Annotated in this window: 16 protein-coding genes; 3 read left to right on the top strand and 13 right to left on the bottom strand. The window is 56.3% G+C overall.

Annotated features, from left to right (window positions below):
- Positions 1 to 8: 8 nt before the first annotated feature.
- Genes IMCC3135_RS23165 through atpD form a run of 9 tightly spaced genes read right to left on the bottom strand, consistent with a single transcriptional unit; the run spans position 9 to position 6,535 of the window.
- Positions 9 to 860, bottom strand: a complete 852-nt coding sequence (locus IMCC3135_RS23165; protein ID WP_088919752.1) for a F0F1 ATP synthase subunit gamma — start codon at positions 858 to 860, stop codon at positions 9 to 11.
- Positions 857 to 2,383 (bottom strand): F0F1 ATP synthase subunit alpha, encoded by a 1,527-nt coding sequence (locus IMCC3135_RS23160; RefSeq protein ID WP_088919751.1) that lies wholly within the window; start codon positions 2,381 to 2,383, stop codon positions 857 to 859. The genes IMCC3135_RS23165 and IMCC3135_RS23160 overlap by 4 nt, the downstream gene beginning before the upstream one ends.
- On the bottom strand, positions 2,373 to 3,113 hold the full coding sequence (locus IMCC3135_RS23155; RefSeq protein WP_088919750.1) for a F0F1 ATP synthase subunit B family protein: 741 nt from the start codon (positions 3,111 to 3,113) through the stop codon (positions 2,373 to 2,375). Before IMCC3135_RS23155 ends, IMCC3135_RS23160 begins: the two co-directional genes overlap by 11 nt.
- A 4-nt stretch (positions 3,114 to 3,117) precedes the next feature.
- On the bottom strand, positions 3,118 to 3,363 hold the full coding sequence (locus IMCC3135_RS23150) for a F0F1 ATP synthase subunit C (protein ID WP_088919749.1): 246 nt from the start codon (positions 3,361 to 3,363) through the stop codon (positions 3,118 to 3,120).
- A complete protein-coding gene (locus tag IMCC3135_RS23145) occupies positions 3,363 to 4,091 on the bottom strand; it encodes a F0F1 ATP synthase subunit A (RefSeq protein ID WP_088919748.1) in 729 nt (242 codons plus the stop codon). The genes IMCC3135_RS23150 and IMCC3135_RS23145 overlap by 1 nt, the downstream gene beginning before the upstream one ends.
- Positions 4,088 to 4,378 (bottom strand): N-ATPase subunit AtpR, encoded by a 291-nt coding sequence (locus tag IMCC3135_RS23140; protein WP_157736224.1) that lies wholly within the window; start codon positions 4,376 to 4,378, stop codon positions 4,088 to 4,090. The genes IMCC3135_RS23145 and IMCC3135_RS23140 overlap by 4 nt, the downstream gene beginning before the upstream one ends.
- On the bottom strand, positions 4,375 to 4,668 hold the full coding sequence (locus IMCC3135_RS23135; protein WP_205737679.1) for an AtpZ/AtpI family protein: 294 nt from the start codon (positions 4,666 to 4,668) through the stop codon (positions 4,375 to 4,377). Before IMCC3135_RS23135 ends, IMCC3135_RS23140 begins: the two co-directional genes overlap by 4 nt.
- Entirely contained in the window at positions 4,665 to 5,075 is a 411-nt protein-coding gene (locus IMCC3135_RS23130; protein WP_088919746.1) for a F0F1 ATP synthase subunit epsilon, read from the bottom strand. Before IMCC3135_RS23130 ends, IMCC3135_RS23135 begins: the two co-directional genes overlap by 4 nt.
- Positions 5,072 to 6,535: a F0F1 ATP synthase subunit beta gene (atpD, locus tag IMCC3135_RS23125; protein WP_088919745.1), complete on the bottom strand. Its 1,464-nt coding sequence runs from the start codon at positions 6,533 to 6,535 to the stop codon at positions 5,072 to 5,074. The genes IMCC3135_RS23130 and atpD overlap by 4 nt, the downstream gene beginning before the upstream one ends.
- Before the next feature lie 311 nt (positions 6,536 to 6,846).
- Here atpD and dusA point away from each other — a divergent pair, with 311 nt between their 5' ends.
- Together dusA and IMCC3135_RS23115 are read left to right on the top strand one after the other, a co-directional pair.
- A complete protein-coding gene (dusA, locus tag IMCC3135_RS23120) occupies positions 6,847 to 7,869 on the top strand; it encodes a tRNA dihydrouridine(20/20a) synthase DusA (protein ID WP_088919744.1) in 1,023 nt (340 codons plus the stop codon).
- Positions 7,866 to 9,698 carry an ABCB family ABC transporter ATP-binding protein/permease gene (locus IMCC3135_RS23115; protein ID WP_335589278.1) on the top strand — a complete coding sequence of 611 codons (1,833 nt, stop codon included), beginning with the start codon at positions 7,866 to 7,868 and terminating at the stop codon, positions 9,696 to 9,698. Before dusA ends, IMCC3135_RS23115 begins: the two co-directional genes overlap by 4 nt.
- Here the strand turns inward: IMCC3135_RS23115 and folE are convergent, their stop codons facing one another.
- Positions 9,699 to 10,250, bottom strand: a complete 552-nt coding sequence (gene folE, locus IMCC3135_RS23110) for a GTP cyclohydrolase I FolE (protein WP_236994643.1) — start codon at positions 10,248 to 10,250, stop codon at positions 9,699 to 9,701.
- Between the two features lie 305 nt (positions 10,251 to 10,555).
- Between folE and IMCC3135_RS23105 the strand changes: the two genes are divergently transcribed.
- Positions 10,556 to 12,976 carry an acyl-CoA dehydrogenase gene (locus IMCC3135_RS23105; RefSeq protein ID WP_088919743.1) on the top strand — a complete coding sequence of 807 codons (2,421 nt, stop codon included), beginning with the start codon at positions 10,556 to 10,558 and terminating at the stop codon, positions 12,974 to 12,976.
- Between the two features lie 185 nt (positions 12,977 to 13,161).
- Here IMCC3135_RS23105 and IMCC3135_RS23100 read toward each other — a convergent pair whose 3' ends face one another.
- The 3 genes from IMCC3135_RS23100 to IMCC3135_RS23090 all read right to left on the bottom strand — a co-directional run bounded on the left by IMCC3135_RS23100 (position 13,162) and on the right by IMCC3135_RS23090 (position 17,385).
- On the bottom strand, positions 13,162 to 13,761 hold the full coding sequence (locus IMCC3135_RS23100) for a chalcone isomerase family protein (protein ID WP_088919742.1): 600 nt from the start codon (positions 13,759 to 13,761) through the stop codon (positions 13,162 to 13,164).
- A 75-nt stretch (positions 13,762 to 13,836) separates the two neighbouring features.
- On the bottom strand, positions 13,837 to 15,936 hold the full coding sequence (locus IMCC3135_RS23095) for an Ig-like domain-containing protein (RefSeq protein WP_157736223.1): 2,100 nt from the start codon (positions 15,934 to 15,936) through the stop codon (positions 13,837 to 13,839).
- A gap of 12 nt (positions 15,937 to 15,948) precedes the next feature.
- A complete protein-coding gene (locus IMCC3135_RS23090; RefSeq protein WP_088919740.1) occupies positions 15,949 to 17,385 on the bottom strand; it encodes an OmpP1/FadL family transporter in 1,437 nt (478 codons plus the stop codon).
- Positions 17,386 to 17,642: the final 257 nt, after the last annotated feature.

Below are 17,642 nucleotides of genomic sequence, written 5' to 3'. Positions count from 1 at the left end.
TCAGATGATCAGGTTTTGGTGCTCGCTGAGGCAACGCCGGTGCCCAGTTCGATGATTTCTGCGGTGATTGCTTCTTGTCGTACTCTGCGCAATGTCGCCTGAAAGGTTTCCAGTTCGCTGGCAATCTGGCTACCGGCGGCGGACATGGCTTCCATCCGCGCCTCGTTCTCGGCTGAAAACGCGTGGAGAGCAGCCTTGCAAACCAGTGCGTGAAAATAATCCATACCCAGGCTATCGATCAGGCTGGCAACGGGAAGTTGTGTAAGAGGCCGTTCACCAATGCTTGAAGGTTGATCAGACAGATCGATCGGAAATAGCGTCTTGCGAATCACGCTGGGCCGGCCCGAGTGCCAGCCGGTGTAGAGGACATCGAGTCGTTCGATCCTGTTCATGTCCACTTGGCGGTAGATGGCTTTGGTTATCTCGTCGGCAAGTTTGGGCAGACCCGGCGTATGTGAGGGCATGGCTGCATTCCATACCGGTTCAATCCCGCGGGCTGTGGCGAGTGTCAGACCTCGGGTGCCGATAAGGAACAGAGTTTCAGGAGTGAGCTGTGAACCAATACTGTCGAGCATGCGTTCGCTGAAGGCACCGGCAAATCCCTGCTCGGCGCAGAAAACGAGCAGGCCGAGCTTGCCCGGTTCTGGCTTGCTGGGTTCTCTGGCTGCGGTTGCGGCCTCAGGGCCAAGGGCGCTTGCCATCGCTGTTGCAAGGGTTGTTGCATAGCTGTCAACGGCTGCAAGCTGGGCACGGGCGGCGTGAGCACGAGCCGCAGCAATACCCTTCATGGCATTGACGACAGCCCCGAGCTGACGGATGCCATCGATCCGGGCACTGATATCGGCCAGTCTTTCAGTCATGGACTTGAAGGTTCCATATTGCAAAGCGATGTGGCAAGGCGAGTCGTCACCTCTGTCAGAGTCTTGCGAGCATCCGCATCCAACTTGCCGGTCTCGTTAATCGTCTGCAGAAGCTGGGCTGCGTCTCTGTCCAGGATGGTAGGCAGTTTCGCCAGGAATGTGGTTATTGCTGTAAGTGGCAGCTTGTCCAGAGCGCTGCTTTGCACCGCCAGCATCAGGGCGACCTCGTCGGCGAGGCGATAGGGGGCGTGTTGCGACTGACGCAGGATTGCCCGAATTCTTTCCCCGCGCCTGAGTTGGTCGCGCACCCGACCTTCAGGCATACCGCCGAAACGGGTGAAAACCTCCAGCTCCAGAAACTGTGCGTAGTCCAGCCGCAGTGTGCCGGCGGCCTCGCGCAAGGCGGGTGCCTGGGTCTTGCCACCTACACGACTGACACTCAGACCGACATCGACTGCCGGTTTCTGTCCCTGATGGAACAGGGCGGCATCCAGAACGATCTGGCCATCTGTAATCGAAATCAGGTTGGTCGGTATATAGGCCGACAGATTGCCCGAATCCGTTTCGGCAATGGGCAGGGCGGTCAGAGAGCCGCCGCCGAGCTCCTTCGACAGCTTTGCCGCTCGTTCCAGCAGACGTGCGTGAATGTAGAAGACATCACCGGGATAGGCTTCACGCCCTGGCGATTGACGGGTCAGCAGCGCAATCTCGCGGTGGGTGGCAGCGTGTTTGGACAGATCATCGATCACGATCAAGGCGTGCTGCCCCTTGTCACGGAAGTACTCAGCCATTGTCATGCCGGCATAGGGTGCAATCCATTGCAGTCCGGGGGCTGAGGCTGAGCCTGCCACCAGCACGATACAACGTGCAAAGTTCCCCTTCGCCTGTAATGCATCGATGGCGCGGCGCACGCTGGATGTTTTCTGACCCACTGCGACATAGATGCAGATCATGTCGCTGTCGCGCTGTGCAATCAATGCATCGATGGCAAGCGTTGTCTTGCCGGTGGAATGATCACCGACAATCAGTTCTCTCTGACCTCGGCCCAACGCAAATAAAGTATCCATGGCCACGATACCGGTCTGTACCGGTTCGGTCACCAGGTCACGATCGATGATCGACGGTGCAGGGCGTTCGATAGGCAGGTGTGTTTGAGTCTCGATGGGCGGCTTGTCATCGAGGGGGCGGCCAAGCGGGTCGATGATGCGTCCGAGCAGCGCTTCACCGACGGGAACATTGACCACCTCACCGGTGCCGAACACCGCATCGCCGGCCTCGACTTCGCTGGCTGCATCCAGTAGCACACAGCCGATCAGGTCGGGATCAAGCACGCGGGCAAAGCCGATCTGACCGCCCTGAAAGCGCAACACCTCGTCTAGTCGAACGTTGTCGAGCCCCGAGATCATCGCCACGCCGTCGCCGATTTCCTCGACTCGGCCTTTATATTCAGCTCTTGGCCCAAGCTGCGTCTTGTTTAATGCCGTCTGCGCGGTAGCAAACCAGTCAGGTGTTTCAGGCTGCACCCTTCATCTCCTTCAGGACTACCGCCAGATCCGCCTGCCAGCTGTTATGCAGTACGAAATGCTTGCTACGCAGTTCCAGTCCGTTGATCAGGTCGGGATCGACAACAAAACTCAGCCCGGACGGAGCCCCGCCCAGGGCGGTGATCACCGCTTTTTCGATCTCGTCTCTAAGCTCACTCGTCGGGGCGGCTGCACTCACTATTTGTATATCGTCATCAGCGGCGAGCAAGGAGGCGCGCTCTGAGTCCGACATGGTCGCGATGGCCTCAAGCAAAGAGGCCAGAAAGGCGTTGTGAAGCGTGGGGCTGTTCAGTCGTCCCAGAAGCTTTGCCGCAATGTCCACTGACAATGCCGAGGCCTGCACAGCATTGTCCTTGCGCGCAGTCTCGTTGTTACGCTCAACAGAGGTTTGCGCAGCACTGAGTAGCGTGTCCGCCCGCTTCTGTGCATCGGCCAGGATTGCCTTGGAGGCTTCCTGTGCCTCGGTAGCGGCGTTGGCTAGTAATGTCGTGCGCTCCATCTCGATGCCGTTACGATCCTCAAGCAGTCTTGATAGAGTCTCGTCGGCTTTGCTCTGCGTTGTTTGTGCCGTGGCGAGCATGGCGTGGGTAGCCTCTTGCCGCTTGGCAATGGCCGTCGAGATCGGACGCCAGAACACACGCGAGAGTAGCCAGATCAGGATCAGGACATTGACGACCTGTAGCCCGAGACCCCAGAAATCGATTGTCATGGGGCTACGCCAGTAGCGGGTTGGCGAAGAGCAATAAAAGCGCGATCACCAGGCAATAGATCGCTGTCGTCTCGATCATTGCAAGTCCCACAAACAGCGTTCGTGAGATGGTGTTCGCTGCTTCTGGCTGCCGCGCAATGGCATCCATTGCGGCGGCAACAGCGCGACCTTCGGCCAGTGCAGGTCCGATAGCGCCGAAAGATACGGCGAAAGCGGCACAGATAATACTGGCCAGGCTGAGATAGTCCATCAGGGTTCCTTGTCTTGTTTTGTTGGAAAAGAGGTAGGTGAGGTAGGTTCTGTGTCGGCCGGCTCGGGCTGGCCGTCCTCGACCGTGGCAGTGATGAACACCATCGCCAGAATCGCAAAAATATAGGCCTGTACCAGACCGGTCAGCAGGTCGAGCGCCATTAACGGGATCGGTACCAGCAGTCCTGCCAGCGAGGCGACGATGCCGATGATGAAAACCCCGCTCATGACATTGCCAAACAGGCGCACGAACATCGAGAAGGTCCGGGTGACGCTTTCCAGCATGTTCAAAGGAATCATGACGGCATTGGGCGCGGCAAAAGATCTCAGATAGCCGCTCACGCCTGCGCCACGTATGCCGAACCAGATCACTGACAGAAAGACCAGCACGGCAAGTGCCGCATCGGTTTCCAGTTGCGCCGTTGGTGGCTCCAGCCCCGGTACCAGCGAGGACCAGTTTGCGATCAGGATGAACAGGAACAGAGTGCCTATGAATCCGCGATAGGGCGCAGGTTCAGCGCCACTGGTCTCACGAATCTGTGTGTCCAGCGTAACAACGATCAGCTCAAGCACAGTCTGGCGTTTATCCGGCTTCAAATCGAGCCGTCGGGTCAGCACAAAGGCACCCAACACCAGCACCAGCATGATGCCCCAGGTGGTGAGAATCGCCTGCGAGATCGGCACGGGTCCGATATGAAACAGAACAACGGAGGACAGCGGAGAATTCATGGTTGTTTCCTGTTTATGCGACGCAGCAGCAGAGCTTTGGACAACAGGACACCGGCAAGGGCTGCCAGCAGGGCATAAGCACCTGCCTGTGCGGCAAGGTAGAAGCCTGCGCCAAGCAGCCCCATGCGCATCAGAGTCAGTCCCAGGATCCAGGGCAAAGGCCTCTGGCTAACCAGCAGATTGGTTGTCTCCTGCAAAGCTCGGAAATAGCCATAGCCCAGTATCATGCCTCCCAGAAAGCAGATCGGAAGAGTTGCCGTCAGCGGCCATGTGGATAAGTCAATCATCGCGCGTTCATCCATTTCCAGGCGCTCCAGCCACCCAGGCAAAGCCCCAGAACGATGAAGGTTGCGCTCCAGAAGATGCCTGTAGCAAAGTGCTCATCAAGCCAGCGACCGAAATACAGGCCCAGCAGCGTTGGCGCGACGTAGATCCAGCCCAGTACACCAATCTGCGCCAGATGACGGCCGATGGACTGGTCGCCCTCACGCAGCCAGCGTTCGCGCCGATCGCGGTGCAGGCGGGTTTGCGTAACCAGAGGATCGTTTTCTGGCGGCTTGGGTGGCTTGTTGCTCACAGAAACTTACCCTTGCCTGACTCTGGCTGCAACCGGCTGATCATTCGACGGATCGCGTGTAGCTGCAGGCGCACCGTTTCGACATGTTCGGTGCGCTCCGCATCAGCGTCTGTCTGGAATCGGGTCAATACCACTGTATCCAGCGTTGCCAGATCATCACCGACGACAGCCTCGCGGGTGGCAATATCGATGGCGCGTCCCTCTTTGATGGTCATGACGCCACCTCGTACAGCACAGAATCGCTCATTCTCTGCCTGATGCCAGCTGACGATGGAGACCGTGAGTGCCGTCAGAAAGGGGGTGTGACCGGCGAGCACGCCAAAACTACCGCTGGCATCCTCAGCCCGCAGACTGTCGATCTCTTCATCCACGACGATCGACAGAGGCGTTACGATTATCAACCTCACTTTGCGGCCTCTGTATCAGAGGTATCACGAGCCTTCGCGGCGCTCTCTTTCTGGCGGGCATCCTCTAAGGTGCCTACCATGTACAGCGAGCTTTCCGACCAGTCATCGGCTGCGCCATCCAGAATGGCACGACAACCTGACAGGGTGTCAGCCAGCGGCACACTGGCACCGGGTATGCCGGTAAAGGCCTCAGTCACCATGAACGGCTGGGTGAGAAAACGCTGTAGCCGGCGTGCGCGCTTCACTATTTGCCGGTCGGCGGTGCTCAGTTCCTCGATCCCCAGTAAGGATATGATGTCGGTCAGTTCCCTGAACCGTGCCAGCGCCTGACGGACAGACTCGGCAATCTGGTAGTGCTCATCGCCGACAACCAATGGGTCGAGCAGCATGGATGAGGAACCCAGCGGATCGATGGCCGGGTAAAAACCCTCTGCCGCCTGGGCTCTGGACAGCATGATGACGCAATCCATATGGCTGGAGATGGTTGTCACAGCCGGATCGGTGAAGTCATCAGCAGGCACATAAACGGCCTGAATGGCCGTGACGGCCGATCCTGTTACCGATGCGATGCGTTCCTGCAATCCAGCCACTTCGGTGGCTAGCGTCGGCTGATAACCAACACGCGAGGGCAGGCGTCCCAGCAGGCTTGACACTTCAGCGCCTGCCTGCACAAAACGAAACACGTTGTCCATCAGTAGCAATACGTTCTGGTGTTTCTGATCGCGAAAGTATTCCGACACGCTCAGTGCTGTCAATGGTGCTCGCCAGCGTGCTCCGGGCGGCTCATTCATCTGACTGTAGACCAGTACGGTGCGTTCCAGTACGCCGGAATCCTGCATTTCGGTCAGCAGTTCGTGACCTTCGCGTGAACGCTCACCGATACCGGCAAAAACCGAGATGCCTGCGTACTTTTCAACCATGGCACGGATGAGTTCCATCACCAGAACCGTCTTTCCCACCCCGGCTCCGCCGAACATGGCAGCCTTGCCACCTTGTGCCATCGGCGTTAGCAGATCAATTATCTTGATGCCGGTCTCGAATACATCCGTGGTACGGCTTTGCGAGCTCAGCAGCGGGGGGAGCGCGTGAATGGGGCGGCGCGGCGTATCAGGGGGCAGGGCTGGCCCGTTGTCATGGGGGTTGCCGACGACATCCAGTAACCGCCCGAGAACGGCGTCTCCCACTGGCACTGTGATCGGCGCACCTGTTGCCTGAACCGCAACCCCACGTGCCAGTCCCGTCGTCGTCTGAAAGGCCACTGCGCGCAGAGTCTGAAGATCCAGATGACTGTGAACCTCAAGAATCAAGGGCGTTGGCTTATCCCATTTCACGACCAGTGCCGAGTTGATGGGCGGCAACTCCGAACCTGCGAAGACGACATCCACGACAGCCCCTCTGACGGCATGTACAACGCCATCGGGAAAAGTGGGAGAATCAGGAAAGGCGTCGTGCTCTTGCATGCGTGCTAGGCCTGTCAGTCGAGATAATTGCGGGTGACGCTGTCAGCTTGCGCTTGTGAATGGAACATCACGCTAATCGCTGTTAGCTGAACCTGATAAATTCAGGACTCTTTTAATAGTTGTTGTCTGGCAGACGAATACCCTTGTAATGAGGAGTCCAGCTGTCGGGACAGAGTACTGCGGGCCAAATACTGCATGCTTTGACAAAAGTTAAGAAAAACCCCTTTACAGATGTTCCGTTTGGGAAAGACAGACGTAACAGGGCATATCACACTGGCGATACTGCCCTCCAGCCGATAGACTCCGCACGCATGCCTGAACCCTTTGATAAAGCCCACCGGAAACTGGTCGTTGCTCCGATGATGGAGCTGACAGACCGTCACTACCGGTATCTTGCCCGTCTGCTGACGCGGCACACACTCCTGTACACCGAAATGCTGACATGCAAGGCGGTGATTCACGGTGATCGCAGCTATTTGCTGGGCAAGCACGCGGCTGAAGGGCCTGTGGTGCTGCAGCTTGGTGGATCGGATGTGGCCGAGATGGCGCAGGCGGCAGCCATCGGCGCTGAATGGGGCTACGACGAAATCAACATGAACGTTGGCTGCCCCAGTGATCGGGTCAAGGCCGGGCGTTTTGGCGCCTGTCTGATGGCAGAGCCGCAATTGGTGCGTGATGTGGTGGCCGGCATGGCTGCCGCCGTGGATGTGCCGGTGACCGTCAAGTGTCGATTGGGTATTGATCGGGATGATAGTTACGAAGCGCTGGAGTCCTTCGTCGATCAGGTGGCGGCCAGTGGCTGTGAATATTTCACTGTCCATGCGCGCAAGGCCTGGCTGGATGGTCTCAGCCCGAAAGAGAATCGCACCATTCCACCGCTTCGCTACGAATATGTCTATCGCCTGAAGCAGGCCTTTCCGCAGTTGCACATCAGTATCAACGGCGGTATCGACAGTCTCGATGCGAGTCTGGAGCATCTGCAGCAGGTCGATGGTGTGATGGTGGGACGTGCGGCCTATTACAGTCCGGCGATGCTGGCCGAATCAGATCAGCGGATTTTTCCCGAACTGGCTGGCGGCTATGAACATCTTGCTGATCTGGAAACACTCAGCGCAGTTGCCCTTGCCTATGCCCGCTACATGCAGGAGTGGCTGGATCAAGGTGTCCGCATGAGCTCCCTGAGTCGACATCTGATTCCCCTGTTTCAGGAAGTGCCTGGTTCCCGTCTGTGGCGTCGTCACTTGAGTGAGCATGCCAGCAAGACCACCGATGCGGTAGCGCTGGTGGAGCAGGCGCTGGAGTATGTGACCAGTGATGCGAGGCGTACGGCATGATGGGCATGGGGGGAGGCCGCGAACAAGCGCCTCACAGCAACCGGCGTGATATCGAGAACCTGAAGAAGCTGTCAACCTACCTGTGGGAATACCGCGGGCGGGTGCTGGTTGCGCTGGGTTTTCTGATGCTCAGCAAGCTTGCGATCGTGGCTGTGCCGTTGGTGCTCAAGCGCATCATTGATACGCTGGACAAGAATAGCGCTGCGGCAGCGCCCTTGAATGACGCCGCTGCGGCTGCCAGCGATAATGTGTTGCTGGTTGGCCTGGGCCTGGTGGCCGCCTATGGGCTGCTACGTATGAGCAGCTCCCTGTTCACCGAATTGCGAGATGCCCTGTTTTCACGGGTGCGTTATCGCGCCATGCAGCAGCTATCCAGCCGCGTGCTGACAAAGTTACATGATCTGTCGCTGTCCTTCCATCTGGAACGACGCACCGGCAGTATTGCCAAGGATCTGTCTCGCGGTACTTCCAGCCTGAGTTCCATCGTCAACCTGCTGGTGTTCAATATCGTGCCGACGGCTGCCGAGTTTCTGTTGGTTGCCGCCATACTGCTGGGCGGTTATGGCTGGCAGTACACGGCCGTGGTGTTTGGCACGGTAGCAGTCTATGTCGGATTCACATTGTTCTTTTCCGGCTGGCGCATGCAGTTTCGCCATGAGATGAACCGTCTGGATTCACTGGCCAGTGGCCGGGCCGTGGACAGTCTGTTGAACTACGAGACGGTCAAGTACTTCAACAACGAAAAGCGCGAGATTGCCGCCTACGATGAGCACATGACTGACTGGGCCAATGCGGGTGTTCGCAGTCAGGTCACCATGTCGACGCTCAATTTCGGACAGGCAGCCATTGTCTCGCTGGGTGTCACACTGATCATGATGCTGGCGGTGCGCGATGTCAGCAATAATGTGATCTCGCTGGGCGACATCGTGCTGATCAATGCCATGATGCTGCAATTGTTCGTGCCACTGAATGTGCTGGGTGTGGTCTATCGTGGATTGCAGTACGCACTGGCTGATATGGATCTGGTGCTCCGGTTGCTGGAGCGCACGCCGGAGATTCAGGATAAGCCAGACGCCCAGGCGCTGGTTGTCAAACAGGCTCGTATCGAGTTTCGTGATGTCGAATTTGCCTATCTGCCAGAGCGGCCTATCTTGCGAGGCATCAGCTTCACGGTGGAGCCTGGTAGCAAGGTGGCTGTGGTCGGGCCATCGGGTGCGGGCAAATCCACCCTGTCGCGCTTGTTGTTCCGTTTCTATGACGTGGACCAGGGGCAGGTGCTGATCGATGGGGTGGATGTACGTGATTGCACCCAGACCAGCTTGCGCGACGCGCTGGGTGTGGTACCGCAGGATACCGTCATGTTCAACGACACCATTCGTTATAACCTGGCCTATGCCCATCCGGAAGCCGATGATGAGCGGGTTGCCGAGGCGGCGCGACGTGCCAATCTGGATACCTTCATCAGCGAACTGCCACAGGGCTACGAGACCGTGGTCGGCGAACGCGGACTGAAACTCTCCGGCGGTGAAAAGCAGCGTATGGCGATTGCCCGGGTTGTGGTCAAGGATCCGCCCATCATCATTTTTGATGAGGCGACATCCAGTCTCGACACGCGCAGCGAACAGGCCATTCTGGAAGGCATGAATGCGGTGGCAAGACGAGCCACTTCACTGGTCATTGCCCACCGCTTGTCAACCGTGGTCGATGCGGATCAGATCATCGTGCTCGATGCCGGACGTATCGTGGAACGCGGCACCCATGAGCAGCTCCTCACCGGCGGCGGTTTGTATGCTGATTTGTGGAACATGCAGGCAGCTGCAGAAGAATGATCAGTCTTTGACCAATTGCAAAAATTCGTTACGGGTATTGATGTCCTTGCGAAACAGGCCCAACATGGAGGAGGTGGTCATGGAGGAGTTCTGCTTCTGGACACCGCGCATCATCATGCACATATGCTGAGATTCGATGATCACGCCGACACCCCGTCCACCGGTGACTTCCAGTACGGCCGTGGCAATCTGGTGAGTCAGCGATTCCTGGATCTGCAGCCGACGTGCGTACATATCGACGATACGGGCTATTTTTGACAAACCGATGACCTTGCCTCTGGGCAGGTAGGCGACATGGCATTTGCCAATGAAGGGCAGCAGATGATGTTCACACAGTGAGTAGAGTTCGATGTTCTTGACTATCACCATCTCATCACTTTCAGATTCGAAAATAGCCCCGTTGACGACTTCTTCGAGTGTCTGTTGATAGCCATGGGTCAGAAATGCCATGGCCTTCGCCGCACGCTCTGGAGTATCGCGCAGACCGTCCCGTTCCGGATCCTCGCCAACAGATTCCAGAATGTTGAGATAGGCTGTTTTCATTGTGTCCATGATCAGAGAGTGCCGTCTGTGCTGTTGGCCACGCTGGAGAGGCCATGAATTTGTGCAGACTATAACGGATTTATTCAGGGCGTAACATGTCTGGGTAGTCACAGAATTGTGGCGTGCAGAGTTGCCCTGTTTTGTAATCTGGTAACAGGCGAGGGCGGTTGTCTGAAACCGGTCAGAATGGCAAAGACGTAACCTTTAGAAGTATTTGTTGCCAGACTGGGGCTGAGTAGGCGCCGGTTCTGGTCGATATCACGGTATGGGCATCAACTTTTCATACCAAATTTCGTTTAACGGATTACATTAATATGGGCATCATATTCTGGCTGGCAGTGCTGGCGCTGACACTTTTCGTGCTGTCGCGGCACCGACTGAGTTTACCGGTGGCGAGTGTCGCCACTGTTCTTGTGTTGCTGTTGGCCTCCTGGCTGGGCTTTCTGTCCGGTGTAGCAGGTACCATTCTGGTGCTTCTGCTGGTGGCTGTCGGCGTGCTGTTCAATGTTCGCAGTCTGCGACATCGTTTTTTCAGTTTCCCAATTCTGAAATACGTACGTGCGGTGTTACCCCCCATGTCAGAGACAGAACGGGCAGCCATTGATGCCGGAACAGTCTGGTGGGAGGCCGAACTTTTCCGCGGATCGCCCAATTGGAGCACGCTTCAATCCTATCCCGAAGCCACTTTGAGCCCGGCGGAACAGGCTTTTGTAGATGGCCCGGTGAATGAGCTGTGCGCCATGATGGATGACTGGCAGATAACCCATGAGCTGAACGATTTGCCCCCTGAAGTCTGGCAGTTCATCAAGGATCAGCGTTTTCTGGGTATGGTCATCCCCGAATCCTACGGCGGCCTGGGCTTTTCAGCCATGGCGCATTCAGAAGTGGTAACCAAACTGGCGACTCGTAGCGTAACGGGCGCGGTCACTGTCATGGTGCCCAATTCACTCGGTCCTGCAGAATTGTTGTTGCACTACGGTACCGAGACTCAGAAAGATTATTATTTGCCACGCTTGGCCATTGGTCAGGAAATCCCCTGTTTTGCCCTGACAGGTCCTTCAGCCGGTTCGGATGCGGGCGCCATGCCCGACTTTGGCATCATCTGCATGGGCCAGCATGAAGGTGCTGAGGTGCTGGGTATGCGAGTCACCTGGGAGAAGCGTTACATCACACTGGGCCCGGTTGCCACCCTGCTGGGTCTGGCTTTCAAGGCCTACGATCCGGATCATCTACTGGGTGATGAGGAGAACCTGGGTATTACCTGTGCTCTGATTCCGACTGATACGGCTGGTGTCAAGATCGGTCGTCGACATTACCCTCTTGATCAGTCTTTCATGAACGGTCCCAACAGCGGTGATGAGGTCTTTATTCCGATGGACTGGATCATCGGTGGACAGCCCATGGTAGGTCAGGGCTGGCGCATGCTGATGGAGTCTCTGTCGGTGGGGCGAGGTATATCGCTGCCTTCCAATGGCGTGGCTTCTGGCAAAGCGACATCGCGCTACGTGGGTGCTTACGCCCGGGTTCGCAAGCAGTTCAATCTGCCTATTGGTAAATTCGAAGGTATCGAAGAAGCGTTGGGCCGAATCGCCGGCTTGACCTACACCATGGATGCGGGTCGGCGCCTGACCTGCTCTGCGCTGGATCAGGGTGAAAAACCGTCCGTCGTATCGGCCATTCTCAAGTATTACAACACTGAGGGTATGCGTGTCGTTCTGAACGATGGCATGGATATCATTGGCGGTAAGGGTATTTGCATGGGGCCCGGCAACTTTCTGGGCAGGGCTTATCAGGCCATTCCGGTGGGTATCACGGTTGAAGGTGCGAACATTCTGACTCGCAGCCTGATCATCTTCGGACAAGGGGCTATCCGATGTCATCCGTGGTTGATGGATGAGATCACGGCTGCCTCATTGCCTAATCAGCAGGAGGCACTGGAAAGTTTTGATGAAGCACTGATGGGGCATGTTGGCTACGCCATCCAGAACGGGGCGCGATCATTGTTCCATGGCTTGACCAAGGGTTACTTTGCATCCGCGCCGGATGTTGGCTACAACGCTAAATACTATCGTCGTCTGGCTCGCATGAGTGCTGCCTATTCTTTCCTGGCAGACTTTGCCATGCTGTTCCTGGGAGGCGGTCTCAAGCGCAAGGAGATGCTCTCTGGCCGGTTCGCCGATGGTCTGATGCATATGTATATGGCCTCAGCTGTTCTCAAACGATTCGAGGATACGGGTCGGCCCGAAGATGACAGGCCGTTACTGGAATGGTCGGTTCGTCACTCACTGTTCCAGGTCCAGGTGGCACTGGATCAGATACTGCGAAACTTCCCCAATACCTTTATCGGTTTGGTGTTGCGGGGCATTGTGTTTCCGTTGGGACGTCGCTATCGCACCCCGAATGATGCGCTGACGCAGGCCTGTGCACGTATTCTTCTGGATGACTCACCTGCACGTGACAGACTGACTGAGGGTGTGTTTGTCAGTGATGACCCGAAGGATGTGACCGGTTGCATCGAGCACGCTCTGAAGCGTGTGCTGGCGGCGACAGATGCCGAGCATAAGCTCAAGGAAAGTCTGCGCTTGAAGCCCTATGCCGTCGACTATGCCGACTGGTTGCAGCAACTGGTGCAGGAAAAAGTTATCGAGTCGGCCGAGGCAGACTTGCTGTTGCAAGCGGCTGAGGCAATCGAGGTTGTGGTCAGAGTGGACGACTTTCCGGGAGTTGCCGGATAAGGGATCGTGAAATAATGGGTTCACTATCCCTTGAGCAGTGATCCTTCGACAAGCAGCTGCCGGATCAATCCGGCAGTTGTTCTATCGTTTTGAGGGGATCAGGCAGAATCGCAGCCAGTGAAAGTACGTTTGAGCCGGGGGATAAACCGACTTGCTGAACTCGCAAGCTTCAAGCTGAGAGACGACTAGCTGCCCAACATGGCGGATTTCAGGGATCCCTGTGCTGGCTTGCTCGACAACCAGATACCAAACAAGGCCGACTTGAAGGGCAGTCCTTCAATCACGCTCAATTCAGTTCCGTTCTTCAGAACATGAGTTCCGACACCCGGCTCATAAGCCAGTGTCAATGAATCTCCAGGGCTTATCTTGTCCTGCATCAGGCCGATCATCTGATCGATCTGCGGCTGGATAGGTGCTGTATTACCGCCAGTGGCGTTATCAAAGCCTTCCTTGAGAGCCTTCAATAACTTGTCGCGGGTCAGCATGCCCGACAGGATATTCAGCCTGATAGCCATGGCTTCGTCGGCGTCGATGATAGTGCTGGCATCGGAGCTTGCTGTCTCCAGATAAAGGCTGCCCACATAGAGTTTGATAAACAGTTTCTTGCGCAGACCCGCGCCGTTGTAGTGGGTTTGTGTGGAACCCACCGGGATGGTCTCGTCCAGAGTGAGGCCACCTACTTTAGCGGCGTGCAGCGGACCTGCCAACAGGGCCAGAGTCATGACCAGGCTGGGTAGGGCAATGGAGTTGGTCCAGCTATAAACTGAGCGCTTGGCGATGCGCATGAGTTATCTCCCTTGATAGGATGGTGGAAAGTTGAAATGGCGCCTTCCCTGGCGCCGGTGAGTGGCAACTGCTGACTAGGGCAGAGGTGCAATCACGTCACTATTCGTGATGGGGAGAACCGTACCCTGCGAGGCGGCAAAGGTTGCTACCTGTGTCTGCATCTCGATGGTGGTTGCCAGACTTGCTTCGGGGCTGATAATCGAACCATGGTCGCCAGCTGAGAATTTCACCAGACCACCGGTGCTGGAGGTCTCTGCAACCTGCGTCAGTCCCAGCAGTCGCGCCAACGGATCAGTACCGGACAGAGGAGCTGTTGCTACATTGTTGGGAATCACCAGATCTCCGATCACTTCCATCAGATGCACTTGAGGTCTGCCGGCTTGAGCCAGTGTGGTCGCGTGATTGACCGGATCGGCCGAATCCAGCAGTGTCTGCGCAACTGTCAGGAAGCTGTTGTATTCATCAGAACCTGTAGGGATTCCTGCTGCTGCCAGGCCATCGTTGATTCTGCCACTCAAAGATTCAGAATTGGCCAGCAGTTGGGCGATACCACCACCGGGCATGGCAAGACTTGCGCTATGGAAGCTATCGTCATAAGAGAGCATGGTCGTACCGACAATGCCTCCCAGTGAATGACCGACAAAGTTCAGATTGTTCGGATCCAGTTGCAAGCCCTCAATCGAGGCGCCGCCCAGGCTGGCCCGCAATGCGAACAGGTCGGCAACGGATTGGCGCAGGTTGTCACGAGAGTTAGCCAGGTTCTGCAGGTTGATATAGTACTGACCTGAAGGGTCAGCCTTGCCATCAGGGCCTTCAGTCGGTGCATCAGCATCGGCTGTCTCATCCTCTGCCAGTGGATTGACCATCAGATCGATACCGAAGGTGCGCTCGCGCTCGCCGAAGGGTGTGTTATCGGCGTGCAGAGGGCTGGTCGTATCAATAAGACCGTGCATGGGCATGTCGATGGCGATGACAACCCGACCTGCATCAGCCATGGCATCGGCAATGGCCAGCATGTCAGTTCGGCTGCGTGTAATACCATGCTGGTAGATCGTGACAGGCCAACCATCGGCAGGCATCTCACCCTCATTGGGAACACTCATCAGGACCGGAATGGTTTCGGTGCCCGTTGTTACCGGGGCATAATCCGGCGCTCCGGACTCATTGACTGCACCGACTACATTGCCGCCGCTGTTGTGCCAGAAGCTATTGAGTACGGCGTCGGAAGAGCGTTCCTCCTCCTCCGCATCAGTTCCAGCTTCCTCTGAGTCAAGATTTTCCGTCAGGCCAGTCAGATAGTAGGGAACATCGAGGGTACCGATGTAGACGTCCGCCTTGCCTTGCAGGCCAATGGCCTCAGCGGCTGTGTTCAGGCCAGAGCTGGCCAATACCAGAGGCGATGCAACGGTCTGATCCTTGGCAGCTTGCAGCACTTCGCGAATGGACTGTGTCTTGAACACCCAGCTGAGTGCAATATCGTCAGGTTCAATACCTGAGACGGCTTGAGCCTGGCCGACTTGAGTGGCGGTGGCACCTCGCAAAGCCTCCAGAGTCGCGGGGTTGGTCAGTTCCTGATCACCTTTGAGCAAGCCGTAAACCAGGCTGGCAGTCAATGGTTGTCCATCGACGTCCGTAATGCCATTGGTCAGCACTACCATATAGTCAGTTTTGGGTTTCAACGGTACCGTGGGTATCAGGACCAGCTGATTGCCTATTGAGCGAACCGCCATTAATAGCGGATTATCGATTTCTGCGACAATGCTGGTGACGGCAATGGCTTGAGTGGTGGTGACCTCATAGACTCGCACCGTATCACCCAGTATCAGTGTCTCTGGATCCAGAGGTTCACTGACGGTAGTGACGATGGGAGCAATGGTTGAGAAACCGTCGGCCTGGTTCAGGGCGACACGCGGATTGGCCAGCGTCTGAACATCGGTCTCGGCAACCGGCAGGCTCAGTGTGCCATCGGTGGAGCCAACAAAGAACAAGCTGTTGGGGAAAGGCAGGACCGGTGCATCGGGATCAGGGCTGAAGAGTGCTTGCGGGGCACTGGTCGCAGCAATCTGGGCATCCAGAATATCTTTACTGCCTTCAAAATCATAATTGGAGTCGCTGCTACAGGCGGCTAGTGTTATCAGCAGAGGCGCAGCGATCAGTGGGGATTTACGGTACATGTTCATAGGCTTTTAGTTGAATTCCCAGTTGATTTGAGCACTGAGGATGTCAACAGTGGAGTCATAGGTTCCACGGACTTCCTGAGCAGTACCGCCTGATTCCGGGGAGGAATGATCGATTGGTGTCTCGTCAAGAAAGAGGTGGGCATAGCCCAAATCGAAAGAGACTCGCTTGCTGAGCTGGTAGCCGGCGCCGACAGAAAACCAGGTTCTGTCATTGCCCGGAATGCGGGCGGTGCGTAGTTGTGCGTTGGGGATAGCCTCTTCGTCATAAGCGACGCCGGTTCTGAGTACCAGTTTGTCGCTGTATGCGTAGTTGATACCGACAGAGTAGCGAAAGACGTCCTCCCAACTCTGGGTCGAAAGGGTCTCACCTTGATCCTCGTTCTCGTAGCGGATTCGCAGCTCTTCGAAAGAGCTCCAGCCGGTCCAGGTAATATCGCCGAGCAACTGTACTTTGTCGGTAGTTTGCCAGGCCGTAGAGATTGAAAAAGTGGCGGGCAGATCGACTTCAGCCTTGGCTCCGGTGTCGGTCAGGAAGGAGTTGGTCAATGGCTGGCTGGCGGCTGTTGTGTTGCTGGCATAAATGGCCTGCAGATTCTCAGGCGTGGTGAAATCACCATCACCATCGATTTCATGATCGATGGAATGACGATAGGCAACGCCGATTTTCAGATCGTTGCGAGGCTTGAACAATGCGCCCATGTTGAAACTCATGGCGATAGAGTCCCCGGTGACTTCCGCGTAGCCGTCATTCTCGACGTTGCCGGGAGTCAGACCGGCATTGATGCAGTCAGCCGTGGTAAAACTGGTGTCGAAGCGGTCGGCTGCCAGGCGCAGACAGGCTGCGCCAGAGTCAACGGCGCTGGCCAGTTCGGCGCTCAGCTGTTGCACACTGATGCCGAAGCCCAGGCTGACTTTCTCAGACATCTTGTAGGAGATCGCCGGATTGATGTCGATGACTTCGATGCCGCTCTTGACCGTAGAGTAGCGACCCTTCCAGTCTCTGTCGTATTCGGTGGATGAGCCAAACGGCACACCAATACTCAGTCCGTAGCTCCATTGCTGGTTGATCGGTGCAACGTAATAAAAATTGGGCAATGTCGAAAGAGTACCTGGCTCGGAGGTATCCGGGCCTGAGGCTTCGCCGCGTCCCAACAGAGCTCCCAATGTGGTGCCTTCGTCAGTCCAGGTGGTGTCGGTTTTGAGAAGATGAATCCCGACTGAGACTTGTCGTCCATCCAGTTCGCTCATGCCAGCTGGATTGAACCAGACTGTTGATGGGTCATTACTCACTGCGGCCGCACCTGCGTAGGCGTTACCCATACCGGAGGCGCCGTGCTCGATAAGAGCAAAACCTCCAGCATTCACCACGCCCGTCAGGCTGGCCAGACTGACGATACCAATCAGGGAACCGAGCGGTCGGATCCGCGCAGAATATCGGTGCATGTTCTCTCCTTAAAATCGTGAATATTGTCGTGACACTCTTATATGTGGTGTTGTTGTCACGGCTCAGGGTATAGAAGTACCAGTTTCCCAATATTTAGTATAGGCTTTAGTGCTGGCAGTATCCATCGTTGTATGTTTTCTCTCATGGTGCTTCTTGAGGGCAGTTAGTGCCCTGCGCGGTAGAAACACTCGCAGTCGAGAAGCTCCTGTTGGGCAAACCCCTGAGTACTATGTAACTTAGTGCAAGTTAAAATCAA

It is taken from the genome of Granulosicoccus antarcticus IMCC3135 (assembly GCF_002215215.1).
Taxonomy (GTDB): domain Bacteria; phylum Pseudomonadota; class Gammaproteobacteria; order Granulosicoccales; family Granulosicoccaceae; genus Granulosicoccus; species Granulosicoccus antarcticus.
Note: the sequence above shows the minus strand (reverse complement) of the source record. Positions and strands in the feature narration are given on the sequence as shown.